Source organism: Fredinandcohnia quinoae (genome assembly GCF_022427965.1).
GTDB classification, from domain to species: Bacteria; Bacillota; Bacilli; order Bacillales; family Bacillaceae_L; genus Ferdinandcohnia; species Ferdinandcohnia quinoae.
Genome location: NZ_JAKTTI010000022.1, coordinates 33,016 through 53,563, shown reverse-complemented (window position 1 = coordinate 53,563; position 20,548 = coordinate 33,016). Strand labels below are relative to the sequence as shown.

Here is a 20,548-nt window from a genome sequence, read left to right as displayed (position 1 = left end):
TGTAATGAGTCAAACTGAGATGGTAGCTGATATTTTTAAAAGTGCACAGAAGAACGATACTGCAGAACTAGCTAGATTACTTGAAGAAAATCCTAATCTAGCAAATACAGAAAATAGTGATGGGCTGTTACCTTTAGGCTACGCGGCGCATTTCGGGAATAAGGAGGCTGTTCAAGTTCTTCTAGACTATGGTGCCGATGTTGACGCAATCTCACATTCTAAAATTGAATACATTCCATCCAATACAGCTTTACATGCTGCAATTGCTGGGGAGCGCAGTATGGACGTGATTCAATTACTTTTAAAAAGTACGGCGAACACGAATCTATTTGATAGCAATAGTCATACTTGTTTGCATTCTGCAGCATTTCATGATGATAATATCGAGCTGATACAGCTATTGCTTGACTATGGTGCGGATGTTCATGCAAAGGTTGAAGGTGGAGAAACGGCATTACAAGTAGCGGAAACACGGGGAAATAACAAGGTAGTTCAATTTTTAAAAAGGATGGAATAGTATTTTCATAGGACGTGAGTGTCATGGGAAAAAATATTTATATCATTAGACATTGCCAGGCAGAAGGTCAGCCGGCAGAATCACCACTAACGGAACAGGGATATAAACAAGCAATCGATTTAGTAGCCTTTTTTTCTAAGAAGAAAGTCGAGCGAATTATTTCAAGTCCATTTTTAAGAGCGATTCAAACAATTGAACCATTGGCTGAAAAAATGAATCTTGAGGTTGTAATTGATCAGAGATTATCAGAACGAATTTTAAGTACAACGCAAATGCCAGATTGGCTTGAAAGATTAGAAGAAACCTATATTGATATGGATTTGAAATTTGAAGGTGGGGAATCAAGTCAAGAAGCAACAGAGCGAATTGTTCATGTTGTGGATGAAATTCTAGAGGGTGAATATGACAATACGATTGTAGTGACCCATGGGGGGATCATGTCTTTACTACTTAAAAGCGTAGATGAAGAATTTGGCTTTAAAGAATGGAAAAAGCTTAGTAATCCAGATGTATTTATTTTGTGTTTTAGGAATAATGAAGTTACAGTTGAACGTCTTTGGAGCGAGAAGATCGTTTGAACTTTTTTGTGACTAGGAAATGCGATAGTAAAGGGTTAGGGTTTGAAAATAGAACAAGAATGTCCGCACTTATAGTGTTGAGGATTCGAGCTGATAAATAGACGGAGAAATTCCTCTTATTTCGTAATTTTTATTAAAAAAGGCTAAAATAAGAGGAGAGTTTCCGCCTATTAGCCCGAAAAACCTCAAAATGGGGGGATTTACTTTGGATAAGCGGAAAACCTTCCCTTATTTCTCCTGAAATGAGTTCCATTCTGCATTTAACGGAAAAATCTCCGCTTATTTTCTCCGAAAAGGGCTTCAATGGTTTCAAGCAGGGATTGATTTTAGCAAAAGTTGATTTTCCTTTTCAAATAAAGATGTGCTGATCATTTGATTATAAAAAGCAGAGGATGATAAAAACCTCTGCTTTTTTCGGTGTTGACCTCGTGAATTTAGTTTTTCTACTTAATAACTGAACTACTACATATCAATTCTCTACTTTCTGATCGGTCGCTCTAGTGTTAGGATTTCATCGTCAAGTGATGCGAATTGCTGTTCGACCACGTTCTTGACATCATGGACCGCTGCATTATAGAAATGTGGTGCGAGTTTTTCTTTTACGAAATGTAATACTTGCTCAGCAGCAAACTCCGTTATTTCTTCATCCCTCTCCATAGAAAAGAAATATTGAATATCAGATATCATTATTTGTTGTTGCTCTTTAGTTAATTTAATGAACAAAAGTGTAACACTCCTTACCATACTATTTCTTTTAACTATACAGTTGTTCTAAGTAAAATTATAGCATTTTATTGTGTTTCACCAAACATAGCCAATAATTTCAAGTGGAGAAAATAGAAAATGAACCGATAAAAAGAATATTAGTGTAACGAATAACTTCTAGAATTCTACGTAAATGAGGTACGTCAATATGTTCTCGCAACCAGATTCAACTAAGGTTTTCATTTTACATGGTGAATATTCTGCTCCAATTGTAATACTATCAATCTTAATTGCTTGTTTTGCATCCTTTACTGCACTTTCCATGAATGAAAGAATTCAACAAAATAGTTTTTTTCATCGTTCTTTTTGGCGCGCGTTAGCGTCGATTGCTATGGGATTAGGTATATGGTCGATGCATTTTATTGGGATGAGTGCGTATATGTTGCCATTACCGATGAAGTTTGACTTATTCTTAACGATTCTTTCAATGCTTCCAGCTGTTTTTTCTTCTTATATTGCGTTTGTCATTGCAAATAGTAGGAAACGTACTCAATGGTCATATGTATTTGCAGGCATGATCATGGGGATTGGAATTGCTGCTATGCATTATGTTGGAATGGCTGCTATGAAGATGGATGCCCAATACACATATAAACCATGGATTTTTCTTGCTTCAATTGGTGTGGCTATTATAGTATCTTATATTGCACTTTATGTATTTTCTACCATGCAGAGATTAATGGGTAACTGGCTAATAAAAGTTGTAACCTCTTTGTTAATGGGTGGAGCGGTTGCAACTATGCACTATATAGGTATGGAGGCTGTAATCTTTTATACAAAGGATCCTATTAAGCATGGTTTACATGAAATGCAGAATATGGACATGTATTCCTTAATTTTAGGTGTGACAATCGGGATCTTTGTCCTTTTCATTATATCGGGTCTCTCGAGTTTTTTAGATCGATATGTAGATTATCGGTTAACTTATTTCGATCCATTAACATTAATGCCGAATCGGCGCCAATTTGAAAAAAAGCTTGAGTACTCCTATTCTTTCGGGAGTCTGGCAGTCATCCATTTGCATAACCTCGAGCAGTGGAATAGTAGGAGAGGTTATATGTTTGGTGATAATATCATCAAGGTTGTTGCGGATATTATTATAAGATTGAAGCCTGAATCGGCGAGTGTGTATCGAATAGAAGGCAATCGATTTGCTATTTTTACCTTTGACAGTCGAAATATTAAACAGTTGAAAATTTCGATGGAAAGAATCGCTTCTATCTTAATGAAACCAATTGAAGTAGAAAATCAACGCCTAATAATTGAAATGGTATGTGCCATTTCTACTTCACAGGCATCGGAGAAGGTAGGAACATTATTTTTAAATACAATCGCTGTACTTCAACACTCAACAATTGAATATAATCATGAGGTTATTGAATATGACCCAACCATTCATACGTATGCTTTGAAAAGAAATCTCGTCCATGATATAGATCGAGCTATTAGAAATAATGAATTATTTTTAGTATATCAACCAAAGATTAGTTCTCATAGTAAAGAAATCTTGGGTGTTGAGGCGCTTTTACGTTGGAATCATCCAATCTACGGACATATATCACCAGGTATTTTTATCCCAATCCTTGAGGAATATAACAAAATGTATGATGTTACGGATTGGGTTATTAATCAAGTATGCTATCAAATTTCGAAATGGATACAAGATGGGATTTCTGCATGGCAAGTTGCTATCAATATTCCTGGTCCATATGTAACTTCTCCTAGACTAATGAATATCTTAAAAGAGAGTGTTACAAATAATAATTTTTCAAGCAGTTATTTGGAACTTGAGATTACAGAAACAAGTGTGATAAATAATATTGAAAGTGCGATAAAGGCAATCGAGGAGTTTAGAGAATTTGGGTTTTCAGTTGCACTTGATGATTTTGGTACAGGTGTTTCTTCATTATCATATCTAAAGCGTCTACCCATTACTACATTAAAGATTGATAAATCGTTTGTTGATGGGGTACCAAATTCTGAAAAGGATTCAGCCATTGTTAAAGCCATTATTACACTCTGTCATTCCTTAAATTTAAAGGTTGTGATTGAAGGTGTTGAATCAAAAGACCAAGTTTTATACTTAAGATCAATGTCTGAAAATCCTACAATCCAAGGTTATTTCTTCACACCACCACTTCGTGAAGGTGAGTTTGTAAAATGGGCGGAAGAATTTCAGAACATATCTAATATTTGAAACTACAACGTATATTGATCAATCGGTATCTAAGAAAAGGATATAAATAGAAATTACTATCCAGTGCATGGTTATCATCATGGACACGGCAGTTTCCACCGGTAAAAATGTCGTCAATAATTAAGTGAGAATGAGGAAATCGGGAGTGCTATATCGCATAAGATAATAGCACTTCTATTTTTTTTGAATTGAAAAAGGTTAGAGGAGAGCTGCAATGAAAAAAACATGGCTGTTAGGGTTTGGTTTTTTTAGTATTAGTTTGGGTTGGTCGTTATACAATGCCTTTGTACCATTCTTTTTAGATCATTTTTTAGCTAGTACAGCTATAATTGGTTTTTTGATGACAATTGATAATTATTTCGCCCTCTTTTTGCAGCCCTATATCGGACAACGCAGTGATCGAACAAAAACTCGGTTTGGAAGACGTATGCCCTATTTGCTTATAGGTATACCGATTGCAGCGATATTTTATGCATTGATTCCTTTTCATACAAGTTTATTTACTTTACTAATTTTTATGGTTTGTATGAATCTATCAATGGCTATTTTCCGTTCTCCAACAATCGCCTTAATGCCAGACATTACCCCAGAGTCAAAGCAAACAAAAGCTAATGGTATTATTAATTTTATGGGTGGGTGTGGTGCAATTCTCGCCTTTAGCGTAGGTTCGATTTTATTTAATATGAATGAGTCCCTTCCATTTTTAACTGTTTCAGCTGTTTTCTTTGTTGCTTTATGGGTTGTTTTCAAAAATATTAATGAAAACCGCGACACGATTTCCTATTCAACTACAACTCCGTCAAAAATAAACTACAAAAAGGAATTAAATTCGCAAACACTATTACTTTTAGCGGCAATCTTCTTTTGGTTCATTTCCATTCAAGGAATGGAGGCTTTATTTACATTGTACGGTGTCAATGAGTTAGGACTATCAAAAGGTGCTTCTGCATTTTCTTTGACTTTCTTTTCATTGAGTTTTGTATTATTTGCTATCCCAAGTGGTTTTTTGGGTGCAAAATATGGCAAGAAAAGAGTAATTGTGGCCGGTGTGATTGGCTTGGCTATTTCTTTTTTTCTATTAAATTGGGTTGAATCCGTTCTCTTTTTACGAATCATTTTATTTGTAGGCGGTGCATTTTGGGCATTTGTAAATATAAACTCATATCCTTTAATCGTTTCGACAGGCAGTAAAAATAGTATTGGAACAAGAACTGGTTTGTACTATTTAGTATCGTCATTAGCAGCAATCAGTTCACCACCAATATTAGGGCTGTTCATCGATTTATTTGGTTATGGGGTTTTATTTTTCGCGGCAACTGGAAGTATGCTTTTTGCGTTAATTTGTATGCTTAAAATGAAGGAAAAAGCTATGATTTCTGTAACTACGATAGAATAAATGTGGTATGCTAAATAGAGAATTCGGAAAATTTCGTTATCTAATAAGGGATTGAAAAAATGATAAGAAAAGCTGTAGGTGCCATTGTTTTTCAAAATGATAGGTTTTTAATTGTTTATAAAGGAAAAATAAATACACTTAATGGAAAAGAAATGATAAGCGGAGAATGGGATTTCATTAAAGGTGGAGTAGAAGTGAGTGATCAATCGGAGGAACACTCACTTTTCCGAGAGCTCAAAGAGGAGACAGGCTCTACTCACTACAAGGTAATTAAACAGTTTGATGAAAAAATAGTATTTGAGTTTCCTGCTGAAATTAAATCTAAAATTGGGTATGAAAGTCAGGAGACAACAATGTTTTTAGTTGAATATTTTGGGGAAATAGATGGCTTAAATCCACTAGATAGTGAGATTAGTGAACTACAATTCTTAAATAAAGAAGAGATCTATCGGCAATTAACACATTTAGAAACAAAAGAGTTTTTCAAAAAGCATCTGTCTTAACAGAGCAGAAAAAGACAGGAATAAAGGATTTGCTGATATTAGAATGTAAGTAAGGAGTGAGAAACATGGCTTGGGTGGAATCATTACAAAAAGCAATCGATTTTATAGAAATGCACCTACTTGAAGAAATCACGATTGAAGAAATAGCAAATGAGGCGAACGCCTCACCATTTCATTTTCAACGAACATTTGCTATTTTAACGGATGCTACTGTAGGTGAATATATTCGGCGCCGGCGCTTAACATTGGCAGCAGAAGATCTAACTAGGTCTGAAGACAAGATTATTGATCTCGCCTATAAATACGGCTATGACACTCCCGAGGCTTTCACAAAAGCTTTTCGTAGACAGCATGGGTTAACACCGAGTGATGCACGAAAAGGTGTGGGGAAGCTGCAATCTTATAACCGCCTGGTTATACAGGTGAGTCTGAAAGGGGCAGAACCAGTGAAGTACAGTATTGTGGAAAGAGAAGCTTTTAAAGTGGTTGGAGTAAAGCGTGAGTTCTCATGTGTGAATGATGAACATCTTGCTGAGATTCCGAAGTTATGGGATAAGGTAAATTCCGATGGAACATGTGATTCACTTATACCATTAATCAATGGTCAAATTAAAGGTATAGTAGGTGTTTGTGTTAGTGCACCAAATACAAATTCTATCGATTATTGGGTGGCAGTTGAACATACTGGTGAAGTACCAGATGAATTTTTACACGTCGAAATACCAGCTGCAAAATGGGCGGTGTTCGAAGTTCATGGCGCGATGCCTTATGCGATGCAGGACGCTTGGAAACGAATTTATTCTGAATGGTTTCCATCAAGTGGATATGAATATGCGGGAACAGCAGAGATGGAAGTTTACACAGGTGACAATCCATCCGATCCAAATTGCTATTCTGAAATTTGGATTCCGGTGAAATAACGGGTGGGTGAGAAAGAAATGAATCCTAACAAGTATACGTTTGATGTCGATGTGTTGCAATCTAAAGGTTCTTCATACAAGATAGGATATCAATTAGGTGAAAAGTTACAAAATACAGACCTTATTAAGACATTAGAGATGATTACAAATCCCCATGTTAGCCGTGAAGAAGTGGAGAATCTCTATTCAATGTATGCTCCTCATCTACTTGACGAAATGCAAGGTATTGCCGATGCGCTAAGAATCAGATATGAAAAAGCATTAGCTCTATTTTGTGGATATGATATGCCAAAAACGGAAGGAATGGGTTGTACAACCTATATAAATGATCACTATTACGTTCGCAATTATGATTTCACACCTGCACTATATGATCGGATTTTCAGTTTGATCCAACCAGAAAATTCATTGGCGTCAGCGGGATATAATTTGCAAGGGGTTGGCAGACATGATGGAGTTAATAGTGAAGGACTTGTAATTGGTTTACATTTTGTAAGTAATGACGAGTATAGAAAAGGTGTATCAGCATGGTTTGCAGTAAGAATGGTATTAGATATGTGTAGTAATACGAATGAAGCCATTCATTTATTAAAGGAAATTCCACATGCTTCAAACTATAATTTTTCAATTGGTGATGCATTGGGAAATCATGTTGTCGTAGAATCTACACCGACAAAAGTAGTTGTGCGTAAGGGTTCGGATTTAATATGTGTCAATCATTTCGAAAGTCCGGAATGGCAATTAAGAACTGTAGATAAGGATATAACTGGGTCACGTGAACGAGCGCTTTATTTAAATAAAATTAGTAACGATCACCTAACCAATCGGGAAATGTTTGATGAGTTTCGGAATAAGGAGTCTGGGTTATTTTTCAAAAAGTACGATGATCTTTTTGGGACATTACACACCTTTTCATATGATTTTAAACAAGCAAAGATTTTAACGGCAATTGCTCAAAGTGAAGAGGTTTTAGAAATTGATTTGAGAAAGTGGCTGAGTGGTACAGATATCAGTAAAACAAAATTGACAGGGATTATTGAAAATAAATAGTTCCTCCATTACGAAATAAAATCTACCCATTCTTCATTGGGTAGATTTTATTAAGAGCTACATTTTTTTACCAGAATAGGATCTAGTCCATTCTTGTAATAAGGAAGCAGTTTTAACAAAATATGCGTCTGCTTCATGGAATGTTTCTAAATCATCGGTTTCAACAGCCTTTTTTAATAAATCCGTTGCTGTTACAGCTTCCTTCATCAATTCATCAAATTTAGTAACAATATTTCCAGATGGAAGTGTGCTTTTTACCTCTTCATTATATTGAGTTAATAAAGTTGTAAACGCTTCATGTTTATTATTGAAATCGTCCTTAACAGAAGCATTTGAAAGTAATGATTCATTGTTCTTTAAACCGATATAAAAGTTTATGAGATTATCCAATTCTTTATTCAGTCCATTTAGAAATTCAGCTTGATCTTCTCCTAATGAAATCTCTTCTACTATCTCATTTTTAACCTCTTCATTGGTCTTATCTTTTTTGTTTTCCTCATCTGCTGACTGTTTATCAGAACTACAACCAACAACTGATAAAATTAATCCAAATAATAAAAAGAATGTTGTAAGTTTTTTCATCGTTCATCTCTCTTTCTTTTTTCCCTATTATATAATAAATTTAGACAAAATTGGACTAAATTTTCTAAATTCATAATTGATTCAAATCTATCTTTGAATTCGGGAAATTAATTTTCTTAAGCGAGGAGTAAAGATCTAGATAAGAGTGGATATATGGGGGTGTTATTCAACAAAAGATATATGTAAGAAGGGGGAACCTTGGCATTAAGTAGTTCCTTTTATTAAGTTATAGGACTAGCTCAATTTTTTCTTTACTTTTTCAGGAATTTCATCTGGCTGAACTTCCGTCCAGGACTTACCGTTTTGTCCTTTTGCTGTAATCTTCAGATAGGCACCGATGCGAAGATCTTTCGTTACTTTGATGGTAACCTCTTGTTTTTTACCCTCTACATTATAACCTATAAATTGATATTCATAGCTCTCCTTATTTTTTCGAATACTGTCTTTCCCTAAATGTTTGCCTTTCGTGTCTACAATTGTGTAGTATTCATCCACTTTAACAAAAGGATTTATTCGATCAATTATCACACCTCCTTTTATTAAAAATGCGCCTATTCCAACTAGTATTAGTATTACAACCGCGATTGCTTTTTTCATTTACTCATTTCCACCTTTCATATTCTGCATGATTCAATTAAATATTAATTTTTAAAAAACAACTATTTGATAATCTTACAGAAACATTACAATTTTGAAAGATTTTGTTTTGTCTAAAAAAATGGTATGGTGAGGAGGAAAATATCGTTGTATCTCACTATAAAGGGGAAACATTGGGAGGATTTATGAAAATAAATAGTATGGTAGATAATTTTGAAGAATATGATGATCCAATTCTATATGATATGGAAAATGACATGTTCAGGAATGAAGTTCCTTTTGTACTAAAAAGGGCGTCTAAAATCGATGGTCACATTATTGACTTGGCATGTGGTACAGGACGAGTAACCATTCCTTTAGCGCGAGCGGGGTATCAAATGATTGGGGTCGATTTACATAAGGGCATGCTAGAGCATGCGAAACAGAAAACAGTTCTAGGAGATTTGCAAATAGAGTGGGTCAAACAGGATTGTACAAAACTAGATTTGAAAGTAAAAAGCAAACTAATGTATATGGTGGGAAACTCGTTTCAACATTTTCATACAAATGAGTCACAGGATCAATTATTGTCCGGAGTTAATAGACATCTCGAAGATGAAGGGATTTTTGTCTTCGATACAAGATTTCCTAGTAAAGAAGAGTTGTTGCAACCGAGTACAGAAGAATTTTGGAGAAGTTATGTAGATCGGGCAACAGAAAGAGAAGTCGACGTATATACCATTAGCAATTATGATTCATTGAATCAAATACAACACTACATAACGATTAGAAGATTTAAAGATGAAAAAGGAATAATCGTTGATGAAAAGCAAACCAATATTAGTCTTCGATACGTTTTCCCACAGGAAATGGAACGAATCATGGCTGCAAATGGGTTTGAGATTTTAGAAGTTTATCAGGATTGGAAAGAGACTCCTATTTCGAATGATAGTTATCAAATGATTTATGTGTGTAAAAAGGTAGGGGTAAAATACTAGAACAGAAGTTAGACAGGCAGAAGATTGGCCTATCCCGATTATCTTAACGAAAAGGTATAGGATATAGGCCTTATTATTAAATATATTAAAGGAAATAGTGTACCGAATGTAGAATAGTTATTACTAAAGAAAGGTGTTGATATGATTGACAAAAAAGAGTCCAAATTATGATTTGTTATGGAAGGATGTGATTACCGAATTATTTGAAGAATTTCTTTTGTTTTTTTCTCCCGAGCTATATGAAAAAGTCAATTTTTGTACCCCACCTCAATTCCTCGAGCAAGAGCTTCTAACGATTCATACTAAGTCTAAAAGTAAAAAACGTATTGCAGATAAATTAGTAAAGATTCAATTAAAAAATGGAAAAGAACAGTGGGTATATGTCCATATCGAAGTTCAAGGGGATTATCAAAAGAATTTTCCGAAGCGAATGTTTCAATCTTTTTATCGAATTCTTGAAAAGTACAATCAAAAAGTTTTCTCGCTTGCCTTGTTCACTGGTGAAACCTCCAAGTACAATCTAGATCATTTCAATTATGAATTTTATGGAACCGAGTTAGCCTTCAAGTATAACACTTACCGAATTGCCACCCAAACCGAATCCACACTTCTGAAATCTCAAAATCCCTTTGCATTAGCAATATTAGCTGGTTTATATGTAATCAAGAGTAAAAAGAATATTGGTTTAAGATTTCAATACAAGCAAAAATTGATGAAATTGCTTCTGCGGGATACAATAGTAGGAAAAGAGATGAAACGGGAATATATACAGAGACTTTTCTTGTTTATTGACTATATACTGCAATTGCCAGAGGATGAGGAAATAAAGTTCATTCAGGAAATGAAGCCAATCATGGAAAAGGAGGAAATATTGATGGGATTGTCATTGGAAGACACTTCATTTGCAAAGTATTATCTTAAAGAAGGCATGGAAAAAGGAGAGAAATTAAAAGCAATTGAAATTGCAAAAAGACTACTTGAGGAAAATGCTCCAATTGAGTATGTTGTGAAAATTACAGGTTTACCACTTGAAGAAGTTGCAAAATTGAATGATGGGAAATAAAGAATTTCAGTGTCTAATAAGATTTTCTTATATGAATATATAATTATTTTATCATTTCCTTATTGCAACCTGTGTCGTATGTTTAAAGTAAAGGAGATGATAAAATGATCTATACTTTTAAATCAATCGACCACATTCAACTAGCCGCACCGAAGGGTAGTGAAGAAGCTGCAAGAGGATTTTATAAGGATATATTGGGTTTTAACGAAATTGAAAAACCAGCCGAATTGAAGAAGCGTGGGGGAGTTTGGTTTGGATTTGGAAATGTTCATATTCATATCGGAATCGAAGAACCATTCATCCCTGCTAAAAAGGCTCACCCTGCATTTAAGGTTGAAAATATCGAAGGTTTAAAAAGTCATCTTCGCGCAAATGGCATAGAAATTACTGAAGATCATAACCTACCAGGGACAAACAGATTTTATGTTGATGATCCATTTGGCAATCGCATTGAGGTATTGGAATGGATTACAAAGTAAGTAATAACTGCAAAAAAATGCTTTACTTTAGAACCGCTGGATAGACTAGTCTATTAGCGGTTTATTATTATTGTGGTTTAGTGAAACGATTAAATTCGTTGAAGTAATTCACGATATCACGTTTATTTCGAACAACTAACATCTTATCGCGGTAAATCCCGAAGTTCTCATAGAAGTAACGTTTTCCTTCATTTTCAAATTGCTTATTCCATTTAAACATTTTGAGGAAAATTTCCTTGGTAGGTTTGTAGTTGGCTTTTTCTATTCCGAGTTTCTGTTTTAAGAATCTCTGTATAATGCGGTATGTTCTAACTGAATAGTTAATATCTAAGAAAATAATCAGATCTGCATTCAGAAAACTATTTGCGACCCAATCATCGGTATGAACTCCTTCAATAATCCAGCTTTCAGAATGAATTATGGAATGTAAGTATTCCAACCTCTCTAAAACGGTTCGCCTTATATCCCCTGTTTCATACCTTTTCCAAACAACATTGTCCAATTCATAATAGGGGATGTTTAATTTTGAAGATAATTCCTTTGCTAATGTAGTTTTTCCACTTCCTACTGAACCAACAATATGTATTTTATCAGGTAATCTCTTTTTCAAATGCATCCCCCTCGAATGTAATTTATTTCATACAGTCTACTATTCGTTAAATTACTCGATAATCCTTCAAAAGGAAATTGGGAGAGTTACGTAAAACGATAAACAATAATTATTTTTGTTTGTTGATGTACAAACGAACAATATATATATTTGTTTATTGAGTTGACATTAACCAAACAATATATTAATATGTTTGTTATTAGATAAACGAATCAATGTTTTATTTAAAAAAAGTAATTCGACTGGATGTGTCTAAAATATGGAAAAATCAGAGTTGTTTTGGAGTGCCTCATTGGCAGAACTAAAACGCGGATATATTGAGGAAAAGGATTCATATGTTTGCCTTTTATGTGGTGAGAAAATAGAAAAAGGGATTGTGTATCCGTGTGAAAATATATTTTACGAGGCAGAAAGATATATGCGTATTCATATCGAGAGCACACACCAATCCGTATTTGAATACTTAATTGGCATGGATAAAAAACTTACCGGCCTTACTGACCATCAAAATAGTTTACTACGTCTATTTTATGAAGGAAAAAGTGATGCTGAAGTTCAAACAGAACTTGGTATTGGAAGTACTTCTACGATTCGTCATCACCGATTTGCGTTGAAGGAAAAGGAACGACAAGCGAAAACATTTTTAGCACTGATGGAATTGTTGAAGGAAAAGGACGAGTACGCTCCTGCCTTCATACCTGTTCATAAAACCGCAAGAATGATAGACGACAGATACAACATTACGGAAGAAGAGCAAGAAAAAATCCTTAAAAAGTACTTCCCTGACGGCACGGTTCACCTTAGTAAATTTCCACCTAAAGAAAAACAAAGACTTGTTGTGCTACGGAAAATTGCAAACGAAATAAAGCCTGACCATATGTATGCTGAAAAAGAACTGAATGAAGTATTGGAACTGATTTTTGATGATTATGTCATGATCAGACGCTATTTAATTGAATATGGTTTTATCGACCGAAAGCCTGACGGGAGCCAATACTGGTTGAAAAAATAACGAAAGAAAGTGGGTAAAATAAATGGATCGTAAAAAGGAACTTAAGCAAATGTATAAAGAAACACCAATTGAAGGTGGTATTTTTCAAATAAAAAATAGTATGAACGGCAAGCTCTTCATTGGAAGTACTAAGAATTTTAAAACCTTAAATGGTTTAAAATTTACCCTTGAAAACGGATCTCATATGAATAAAAAACTGCAAGAGGAATGGAGTGAATTAGGAAAGAACTCATTTGAAATTGAAATATTAGAAGTTCTAAAAAAGAAGGATAATGCCTATTTTGACGAGAAAAAGGAACTGGCAAAGCTCGAAGAAAAATGGTTAGAAAATCTCCAGCCATTTGGTGAACACGGATACCACTAGGATCTATGTATATTCAAAGGGAATTTTGCATCAAGGAGATATACTGTAATGACTGAACATATGATCGAAAAAAATACAAAAATAATAGCAAAATCAATGATTGCTTTTCTTATCCCTGTTATGATGGCCAGTGTCATCCAATCATTGGGTCAGGTGGTCGGAACGATTGTTGTTGGAAAAACACTTGGCGTAGACTCGCTTGCAGCGATATCTGCCTTCTTTCCATTATTCTTTTTTCTGATATCCTTCGCAATTGGGATTGGTTCGGGAAGTTCAATTTTAGTTGGGCAAACGTATGGTAGTGGAAATATAGCTAAAATGAAGGAAGTTGTCGGCGTCACGATAACATTTACTGCAATCATTTCGATTGCGGTTGCTATTCTAGGAAGTATTTTCACAGAAGATATTCTTGGATGGATGGGAACTCCTAAGAATATTCTAATGGAAAGTGCTGAGTATGCCCGGATTTTATTTGTCACCTTACCTATCACGTTCTTATATATGGTTTATACAACGTTTATGAGAGGTGTTGGAGATTCAAAAACACCATTTTATTTTTTAATTATTAGTGTCGTCATTAATATTCTACTTCTGCCAATTCTTATTTTTGGTTGGCTCGGAATTCCAGAGTTTGGATTAAATGGTGCGGCATATGCTTCTGTAATATCAAATTTAATAACTTTTGTGCTTATGTTAATCTACTTGCACAAAAGAAACCACATTCTTAAATTAGATCACACCATTTTAAAGTATTTTCACTTAAATGGTTCGGTTTTAAGAGCCCTGCTAAAACTTGCAATTCCAACTAGTATTAGTATGGTTGGGATATCAATGGCTGAAATAGCTGTTATCACTTTTGTGAATGCTTATGGTTCAAATGCAACTGCTGCATACGGGATCGTAAATCAAATTGCTAGTTATGTACAAATTCCTGCCATGAGTATATCAATAGCAATTTCGGTATTTGTAGCACAATCAGTTGGTTCCGGTAATAGCTCAAATATCAAACATATCTCAAAAATAGGGATTTCCTTAAATTATATCCTCGGAGGAGTTCTAATTTTTATCGTGTATTTGCTAGCTACTCCAATTTTAAGGATCTTCCTAGATAATGTTGATACAATCAATATAGCAAAAGGACTTATTGTTATCTCATTTTGGAGTTATGTTATTTTAGGTCACACCCAAACAATATCAGCAACAATGAGAGCAACTGGTACGGTACTATGGCCAACCATTTTCACAATCGCAAGTATTTGGTTAATTGAAGTGCCTAGTGCATATTACTTGTCCAACTACACTTCGCTTGGAATAGATGGTGTGTGGCTAGCATACCCAATTGCATTTCTAGTCAATTTTGGGGCTCAATTTACGTATCAACATTTTTTCTGGAAAAAGAAATCCTTAAAAGCATTATTGAAATAAAAAAGGAAGCTATTTGTAAAATTGAACAAATAGCTTCCTTTTTCTACTTTGAAGGATAAAAAGCATATCCTCCAACATCACGTACCCAAAGTTTTGCATCTCTTCCATCAGTGTTCGCAATCCATAAATCACCTCTATAGTCCGTTTTCGAATGCCGTAACCATGTGATTTTATTGATTGAAGAAAGATAACGTGGCTGGGTATCAGTTTTATTCTTCGGTGGATTTGTTATTTTTACTTGCTTTTCACCATTTAGCTCAACAAAATACAAGGATGCATCGGGCCGTTTTTTCGGATCATTTGACCATTCCGCTTCTTTTACTCTTGATACGATGAAGGCTGAATCATCAATCCATGTAAATCCCATTTCTGCAAAATTGGGTGGCGTAAGGTCAAGTGTTTTAGTTGTAGGTAGCTCGGTTACTTTCAATTTCTTATTTTTAAAACCAAAGACAATCCGGCCCCCACCAGCAATATATGCAAGTAGATTCTTCTTATACGCCCACTTCGGTTCATCAAGATGTAAAATAATCTCATCAATTACTTCAAATTCTTTTCCATCGGAGGAAATAACACAAAGCATGTCACTATCCATCGACCATGATGCAGTAGGGGTAACAATGAAAGAAATCCATTTGTGGTTAGGTGAATATGTAAGAGACTCTGCACCAATTGACAACACACTGACCTTTCCCTTCTTTACCTCATTAGGAATGACAAATAGTTTCTTTGCATTTGATAAACTTTTAATGTTCGTATATCCATTCTCTGATGGAATGTTATAAAGAATTGGGTTAGTCCATCCATCAGGACGGAGTTGAGCACTTGAAGAAGCAATAAAACCTTTCCCATCTGGTTGCCATTCAAAGGAATCTACACCAAGAGAAATATTATAAAAGCGATCCAAGTCGGAGATATTCAACACTCCCCTACTTTGGAAGGCAATGATATTTTCAACTGGTGACCACTTTGGACTGTAGCCGTCATAAAAAATTCTTATATGTTTCTTTGTCTCAAAATCATAAACCCAAAGCTCATTTTGCGTTTTGTTTTCCTCTGGAAATTCAGCAGTTGCTTCCTTTTGATATAACAGCATTTTTCCATCATGTGACCACTGGGGTGGATAAGGATAGGTAGCTTTTTCATCAGTTAACTTCTCTTCTTTGTTATTGATGAGTGTCCAAAGATATCCGTCACGTTCGAAAGCAACCTTAACATGTGCGCTTTTCACTTCGGCAAGACATAAAGTTGGGAAAATAAGGGTTAAAACGATTGCCAGTTGTAAAATTTTCATTATGAAATCACCTCAAGGGTAGTATTGCCTGTTAGGGAGATAACCATTAGATTGATGAAAGGGAAATTGCAATCTAGGCACACTTCTAGGTGATTTTTGAAGTAAGTTTTTTAGTTCTTTTATATGTTACAGAGATGTATTAGGTTAGAAAATGAGATTCATGAGACTACAAATTGAAAAAACAAAGGTATGAAATCATTTACGAGGATTTAATAACCTTTTTGACCTTTTATAGTAGTGTGATTGATAACTATTAATTACGATAAATTTTAAAATTAGTGCGATAATTCAGGAGGGATATCGTCTAATTAGATAGATAAAAGAATACAGGGGAGAAATTACATGACAAATCAAAATGTTATTTCTGATTGGTTTCATCAATATAGCGATGATGTCTATAACTTTCTTATTTATCTAGTTGGGAGAACGGATGTAGAGGACTTAGTTCAAGAGGTTTTTATCAGAGCGCTCAAAGGGATAGGCTCCTTTCAAGGAAATTCCAACCCACGAACGTGGTTATTTAGCATTGCTAGAAACCTGGCGATTGATGAAATCAGGATGCGAAACCGAAATAAGTGGAAGTCCGTTCTTTCTTTTGAAACTAGCCACGAACCAAGTACAGAAGTTACACCAGAGGTTCTGCTTGATTTAAAAGAAGAAAATAAGGAGCTGTATAGAGCAATCCAGTCACTAAAATCTAATTTTCGAGATGTAATAATTTTAAGGGGAATCAAAGGGTTATCTGTACAAGAGACTTCAGAGGTATTGGCGTGGAGCGAAAATAAAACTCGCTCAACTTACCACCGTGCAAAAATCGCCTTGCAAAAAAGGCTAGGAGGTGCTTTACATGAATGAAGAATTAGATCAAAAGCTTCAATCAATGCCAACAGCAAAGATGAATAATGAAAAGAAACAACTGATACATCAATCATTAATGAATTTTACATCAACATATGAAATGAAAAAATCGCGAAATAAATTTAAGGGATATTTCGTCTCTGTAGGTGGAATCGCCGTTGCTGCTTTATTAGCCCTGATTATTTTCATAATGCCAAAGGGAGAATTCGGTTCACATGCCTTTTTAGCAGAGGATGAGATTAGGAAAATTGATGAGTTAAAAACATTTGATAGAGTGATTATGCTCCCAACATATGCGCCATTTGAAATTGAGGGGGTTGACTTTGAAAAAAGTTACCGAGGACCATATAAACAAGATTTGGAAAATGAGATGATGATTCCACTAGAAGAAGATAACCCCAAATATCAGGATCTTGAACTGTATTATTTTACTACTGAGAGTCCTATAGGAATGATGCTCGTTACTTTGATGGATGGTTCGTTAATGTCATTAGAGAGTTATTCACATTATAGTGAAAAGAATTTGATTGAATTTGATAATGGTAGAAAAGGTTTATATCTTTATAATGGTGCAGCTCAAATGTTGGCTTGGGAGGAAAATGGCGTAATTATTAATCTCGCAGTAACTATAGATAATAAAAGCAAACAAAGTAGCAGATATGGACCAATCCCGAAGGAAGAAATAGTCAAGATTGCTGAATCATTTAAGGTTTATAAAAAATAGCTAAAGCCAAGGGAATATTCAATCTTTAGGCTAACTTTGATTAGGTTAATTAAGTGTATAGTTTCTCGAAGGTCAATGTGGTTCCCGTTCACAAGAAAAAATCCGATCAACGGTCATCATACAAGGTCAATAGTGCCCGTTCACAAGAAATAGATCGAACAACGGTCACCATAGAAACATTTCCATAAAATTTCTACAGGAAACCCCGATGTTCAAAAAATAATTACTAACTCCCATCCCAAATAGTGTATAATTTATGGTGACGGAAAATTTCATACATACGTTTGAATAAGGTGTCTTTTAAACAAGACTTAAAAGGGAAGTTGGTGAAATTCCAACGCGGTCCCGCCACTGTAAAATGGGAGCTAGCTGCAATGACCACTGTACAATTGTATGGGAAGGTGCAGCGAGCGATGACCATAAGCCAGGAGACCTGCCTCATTCTATGCACCCAAAAACCTACGAGGATAGGGAGGTGTGGCAGGAATACAATCTTTTTACTCTGGCAAAAAGTAAATGATTATTTCATACCAACATCTCCATGAATTCAGTGGAGATGTTTTTTTATTTTTATAAAACACTCCACTGAATTCATGATTAATCAAATGATTATTTAAGGGGGAAAAGAAAGATGAAGAAGTTGTACTCATTATTATTTTTATTATTGTTGTCATTTGGACTTTTAACAGGTTGTGGAGACGGCAAAGATAAACAGGTTAAAGAAGATGATTCGTCAAAAAATACGGAACAGGTCGATCAAGCTGAAACGGCTGCATTTCCTGTCACGATAAAAGATGCCCTTGATAATGAGGTTGTCATTGAGGAAAAACCAGCGAAAATTGTATCACTTATTCCGAGTAATACTGAAATCGCATTTGAACTAGGACTTGGCGATGAAATAGTTGGGGTATCTGATTTTGATAATTATCCTGAAGAAGCTGCCAAGAAAGAAAAAATCGGTGGGATGGAATTTAATGTAGAAAAGATTATTTCATTAAGCCCTGATTTAGTTCTTGCACATGAGTCAACCGCACTTAATTCTACTGAAGGACTGCAACAATTAAGAGATTCAGGAATCAAAGTATTTGTTGTGGATGATGCTCAAAGCATTGATGCCGTGTACGAATCAATCTTAATGGTTGGGAAGGCTACAGGAACAGTGAAAGAAGCCGAAACAACTGTCAAAGCGATGAAAGAAAAACTGGCAGAGATTGAATCGAAAATTGCGGACATTGCCGATAAAAAGGTTGTTTATGTAGAAGTAGGTCCTGCTCCAGAAAATTATACGACTGGTAAGAATACATTTATGGATGGAATGTTGACAATCCTAAAAGCTGAAAACGTAGCTGGTGATCAAGAAGGATGGGTCATCATGGACCAAGAAGCATTACTTCAAAAGAATCCAGATGTGATCATTACGACGTATGGTGATTATGTCGAGGATCCAATAGGACAAGTAATGAATAGAGATGGTTGGCAAGATGTAAGTGCTGTGAAAAATAAACAAGTAGCGGATGTTAACTCAGATCTAGTGACCCGTTCTGGTCCTAGAATTATTGAAGGGATCGAGGAACTTGCAAAAGCAATTTATCCAGAAATCTTTAAAAACGAATAAGTTCTTCGCATATTTAACAGCAACTGCATTTTTAATCGTTGCTATCTTACTGGGGATATCGATTGGGACCGTATATATTCCAGTATGGAGTATTATCCAAATAATAGGTGCAGAAATTTTTCATTTTATTTCGCTTGATCAGGTAGATTCAATGCATATTAACATCGTTATGAATATTCGATTGCCACGGGTATTGTTAGCAGGTCTAGTAGGGGCAGCTCTTGCGATTGCGGGAGCGGCCTTTCAAGGTCTACTACGGAATCCTTTAGCAGATCCATACACATTAGGGGTTTCGTCAGGTGCATCTGTTGGTGCAGTGTTAACTATCTTTTTTAATATCTCTATTCCATTTGTTGGAGGATTCACGCTTCCCGTATTAAGTATTGTCTGTTCATTTTTAACAATCATATGTGTATTAGCATTCGCCCGGAAAATTGAGCGTTCAATGAAGGTTGAGACAATCATATTAACAGGAATTATTTTTAGTTCGTTTCTTGGGGCAATTATTTCGTTAATGATTTCACTAACCGGTGAGGAATTAAGGCAAATTATTGGTTGGCTGCTTGGAAGTGTTTCGATGAGAGGATGGGCTTATATCAAAATTATTTTGCCTTTCTTGCTAATTGGAACGGTGATTCTGCTCGTAAATGCGAAGGAATTAAATGCGATGTCCTTTGGGGAAGAAAGGGCACATCATTTGGGGGTTAATGTTCAAAAACGAAAATTACTCATATTAACAGCAGGCTCTATTTTAACTGGTGCAGCAGTGGCAGTATCCGGAACGATTGGATTTGTTGGATTAGTTATCCCGCACTTAGCGAGACAATTATGGGGACCAGATCATAGACATTTACTACCCCTGTCTATTATATCAGGAGGTGGCTTTCTAATTTTGGCAGACCTTGTTTCGAGAACGATTATTTCACCTACAGAACTTCCAATCGGAGTTATTACCGCTTTGATAGGTGCACCTGTATTTGCTGTTATTTTAATAAAAAGAAGAACGGAGAGAGGTGGTTAAG

22 protein-coding genes and 1 riboswitch are annotated in these 20,548 nt (G+C 35.2%); of the genes, 17 read left to right on the top strand and 5 right to left on the bottom strand.

Annotation, left to right across the window (positions count from 1 at the left end; all coding sequences use genetic code 11):
* Positions 1-4 precede the first annotated feature (4 nt).
* Complete coding sequence (locus MJG50_RS13955) at positions 5-517, top strand: ankyrin repeat domain-containing protein (protein WP_240256356.1); 513 nt, start codon at positions 5-7, stop codon at positions 515-517.
* A gap of 23 nt (positions 518-540) precedes the next feature.
* Positions 541-1,095, top strand: a complete 555-nt coding sequence (locus MJG50_RS13950) for a histidine phosphatase family protein (RefSeq protein ID WP_240256355.1) — start codon at positions 541-543, stop codon at positions 1,093-1,095.
* A 477-nt stretch (positions 1,096-1,572) separates the two neighbouring features.
* Here the strand turns inward: MJG50_RS13950 and MJG50_RS13945 are convergent, their stop codons facing one another.
* A complete protein-coding gene (locus MJG50_RS13945) occupies positions 1,573-1,818 on the bottom strand; it encodes a DUF2164 domain-containing protein (protein ID WP_240256354.1) in 246 nt (81 codons plus the stop codon).
* Positions 1,819-2,008: 190 nt separating this feature from the next.
* Between MJG50_RS13945 and MJG50_RS13940 the strand changes: the two genes are divergently transcribed.
* From MJG50_RS13940 to MJG50_RS13920, 5 genes are all read left to right on the top strand, one after another.
* The gene (locus MJG50_RS13940; protein WP_240256353.1) at positions 2,009-4,057 is read left to right on the top strand and encodes a bifunctional diguanylate cyclase/phosphodiesterase; all 2,049 of its coding nucleotides are present in this window, start codon (positions 2,009-2,011) and stop codon (positions 4,055-4,057) included.
* A gap of 214 nt (positions 4,058-4,271) precedes the next feature.
* Entirely contained in the window at positions 4,272-5,453 is a 1,182-nt protein-coding gene (locus tag MJG50_RS13935; protein ID WP_240256352.1) for an SLC45 family MFS transporter, read from the top strand.
* 59 nt (positions 5,454-5,512) lie between these two features.
* Positions 5,513-5,956, top strand: coding sequence for an NUDIX domain-containing protein (locus MJG50_RS13930; RefSeq protein ID WP_240256351.1), 444 nt, complete (start codon positions 5,513-5,515; stop codon positions 5,954-5,956).
* A gap of 65 nt (positions 5,957-6,021) precedes the next feature.
* Positions 6,022-6,876, top strand: coding sequence for an AraC family transcriptional regulator (locus MJG50_RS13925; protein ID WP_240256350.1), 855 nt, complete (start codon positions 6,022-6,024; stop codon positions 6,874-6,876).
* An 18-nt stretch (positions 6,877-6,894) separates the two neighbouring features.
* Positions 6,895-7,926, top strand: coding sequence for a C45 family autoproteolytic acyltransferase/hydrolase (locus tag MJG50_RS13920; RefSeq protein WP_240256349.1), 1,032 nt, complete (start codon positions 6,895-6,897; stop codon positions 7,924-7,926).
* A 57-nt stretch (positions 7,927-7,983) separates the two neighbouring features.
* Here MJG50_RS13920 and MJG50_RS13915 read toward each other — a convergent pair whose 3' ends face one another.
* Positions 7,984-8,508, bottom strand: coding sequence for a hypothetical protein (locus MJG50_RS13915; RefSeq protein WP_240256348.1), 525 nt, complete (start codon positions 8,506-8,508; stop codon positions 7,984-7,986).
* Between the two features lie 234 nt (positions 8,509-8,742).
* On the bottom strand, positions 8,743-9,105 hold the full coding sequence (locus MJG50_RS13910) for a YxeA family protein (protein ID WP_240256347.1): 363 nt from the start codon (positions 9,103-9,105) through the stop codon (positions 8,743-8,745).
* Between the two features lie 185 nt (positions 9,106-9,290).
* On the opposite strand from MJG50_RS13910, the gene MJG50_RS13905 reads away from it, so the two are divergent.
* From MJG50_RS13905 to MJG50_RS13895, 3 genes are all read left to right on the top strand, one after another.
* On the top strand, positions 9,291-10,082 hold the full coding sequence (locus tag MJG50_RS13905) for a class I SAM-dependent methyltransferase (protein WP_240256346.1): 792 nt from the start codon (positions 9,291-9,293) through the stop codon (positions 10,080-10,082).
* 145 nt (positions 10,083-10,227) lie between these two features.
* Entirely contained in the window at positions 10,228-11,145 is a 918-nt protein-coding gene (locus MJG50_RS13900) for an RpnC/YadD family protein (RefSeq protein ID WP_240256345.1), read from the top strand.
* Positions 11,146-11,249: 104 nt separating this feature from the next.
* A complete protein-coding gene (locus MJG50_RS13895; RefSeq protein WP_240256344.1) occupies positions 11,250-11,624 on the top strand; it encodes a VOC family protein in 375 nt (124 codons plus the stop codon).
* Between the two features lie 67 nt (positions 11,625-11,691).
* Here the strand turns inward: MJG50_RS13895 and MJG50_RS13890 are convergent, their stop codons facing one another.
* Positions 11,692-12,234 (bottom strand): shikimate kinase, encoded by a 543-nt coding sequence (locus MJG50_RS13890; protein WP_240256343.1) that lies wholly within the window; start codon positions 12,232-12,234, stop codon positions 11,692-11,694.
* Positions 12,235-12,493: 259 nt separating this feature from the next.
* Between MJG50_RS13890 and MJG50_RS13885 the strand changes: the two genes are divergently transcribed.
* Genes MJG50_RS13885 through MJG50_RS13875 form a run of 3 tightly spaced genes read left to right on the top strand, consistent with a single transcriptional unit; the run spans position 12,494 to position 15,035 of the window.
* Complete coding sequence (locus MJG50_RS13885) at positions 12,494-13,246, top strand: DUF2087 domain-containing protein (RefSeq protein ID WP_240256342.1); 753 nt, start codon at positions 12,494-12,496, stop codon at positions 13,244-13,246.
* Between the two features lie 22 nt (positions 13,247-13,268).
* Positions 13,269-13,610, top strand: coding sequence for a GIY-YIG nuclease family protein (locus MJG50_RS13880; protein WP_240256341.1), 342 nt, complete (start codon positions 13,269-13,271; stop codon positions 13,608-13,610).
* 48 nt (positions 13,611-13,658) lie between these two features.
* Positions 13,659-15,035: an MATE family efflux transporter gene (locus tag MJG50_RS13875; protein WP_240256340.1), complete on the top strand. Its 1,377-nt coding sequence runs from the start codon at positions 13,659-13,661 to the stop codon at positions 15,033-15,035.
* 43 nt (positions 15,036-15,078) lie between these two features.
* Here MJG50_RS13875 and MJG50_RS13870 read toward each other — a convergent pair whose 3' ends face one another.
* Positions 15,079-16,329: a TolB family protein gene (locus tag MJG50_RS13870; RefSeq protein ID WP_240256339.1), complete on the bottom strand. Its 1,251-nt coding sequence runs from the start codon at positions 16,327-16,329 to the stop codon at positions 15,079-15,081.
* 342 nt (positions 16,330-16,671) lie between these two features.
* On the opposite strand from MJG50_RS13870, the gene MJG50_RS13865 reads away from it, so the two are divergent.
* The 4 genes from MJG50_RS13865 to MJG50_RS13850 all read left to right on the top strand — a co-directional run bounded on the left by MJG50_RS13865 (position 16,672) and on the right by MJG50_RS13850 (position 20,547).
* On the top strand, positions 16,672-17,184 hold the full coding sequence (locus MJG50_RS13865; RefSeq protein ID WP_240256338.1) for an RNA polymerase sigma factor: 513 nt from the start codon (positions 16,672-16,674) through the stop codon (positions 17,182-17,184).
* Entirely contained in the window at positions 17,177-17,911 is a 735-nt protein-coding gene (locus tag MJG50_RS13860) for a hypothetical protein (RefSeq protein WP_240256337.1), read from the top strand. The genes MJG50_RS13865 and MJG50_RS13860 overlap by 8 nt, the downstream gene beginning before the upstream one ends.
* 274 nt (positions 17,912-18,185) lie before the next feature.
* A riboswitch (cobalamin riboswitch) is annotated at positions 18,186-18,366 on the top strand.
* Positions 18,367-18,542: 176 nt separating this feature from the next.
* Positions 18,543-19,526 carry an ABC transporter substrate-binding protein gene (locus tag MJG50_RS13855; protein ID WP_240256336.1) on the top strand — a complete coding sequence of 328 codons (984 nt, stop codon included), beginning with the start codon at positions 18,543-18,545 and terminating at the stop codon, positions 19,524-19,526.
* Entirely contained in the window at positions 19,486-20,547 is a 1,062-nt protein-coding gene (locus tag MJG50_RS13850) for a FecCD family ABC transporter permease (protein ID WP_240256335.1), read from the top strand. The genes MJG50_RS13855 and MJG50_RS13850 overlap by 41 nt, the downstream gene beginning before the upstream one ends.
* The last annotated feature ends 1 nt before the right edge of the window (position 20,548 follow it).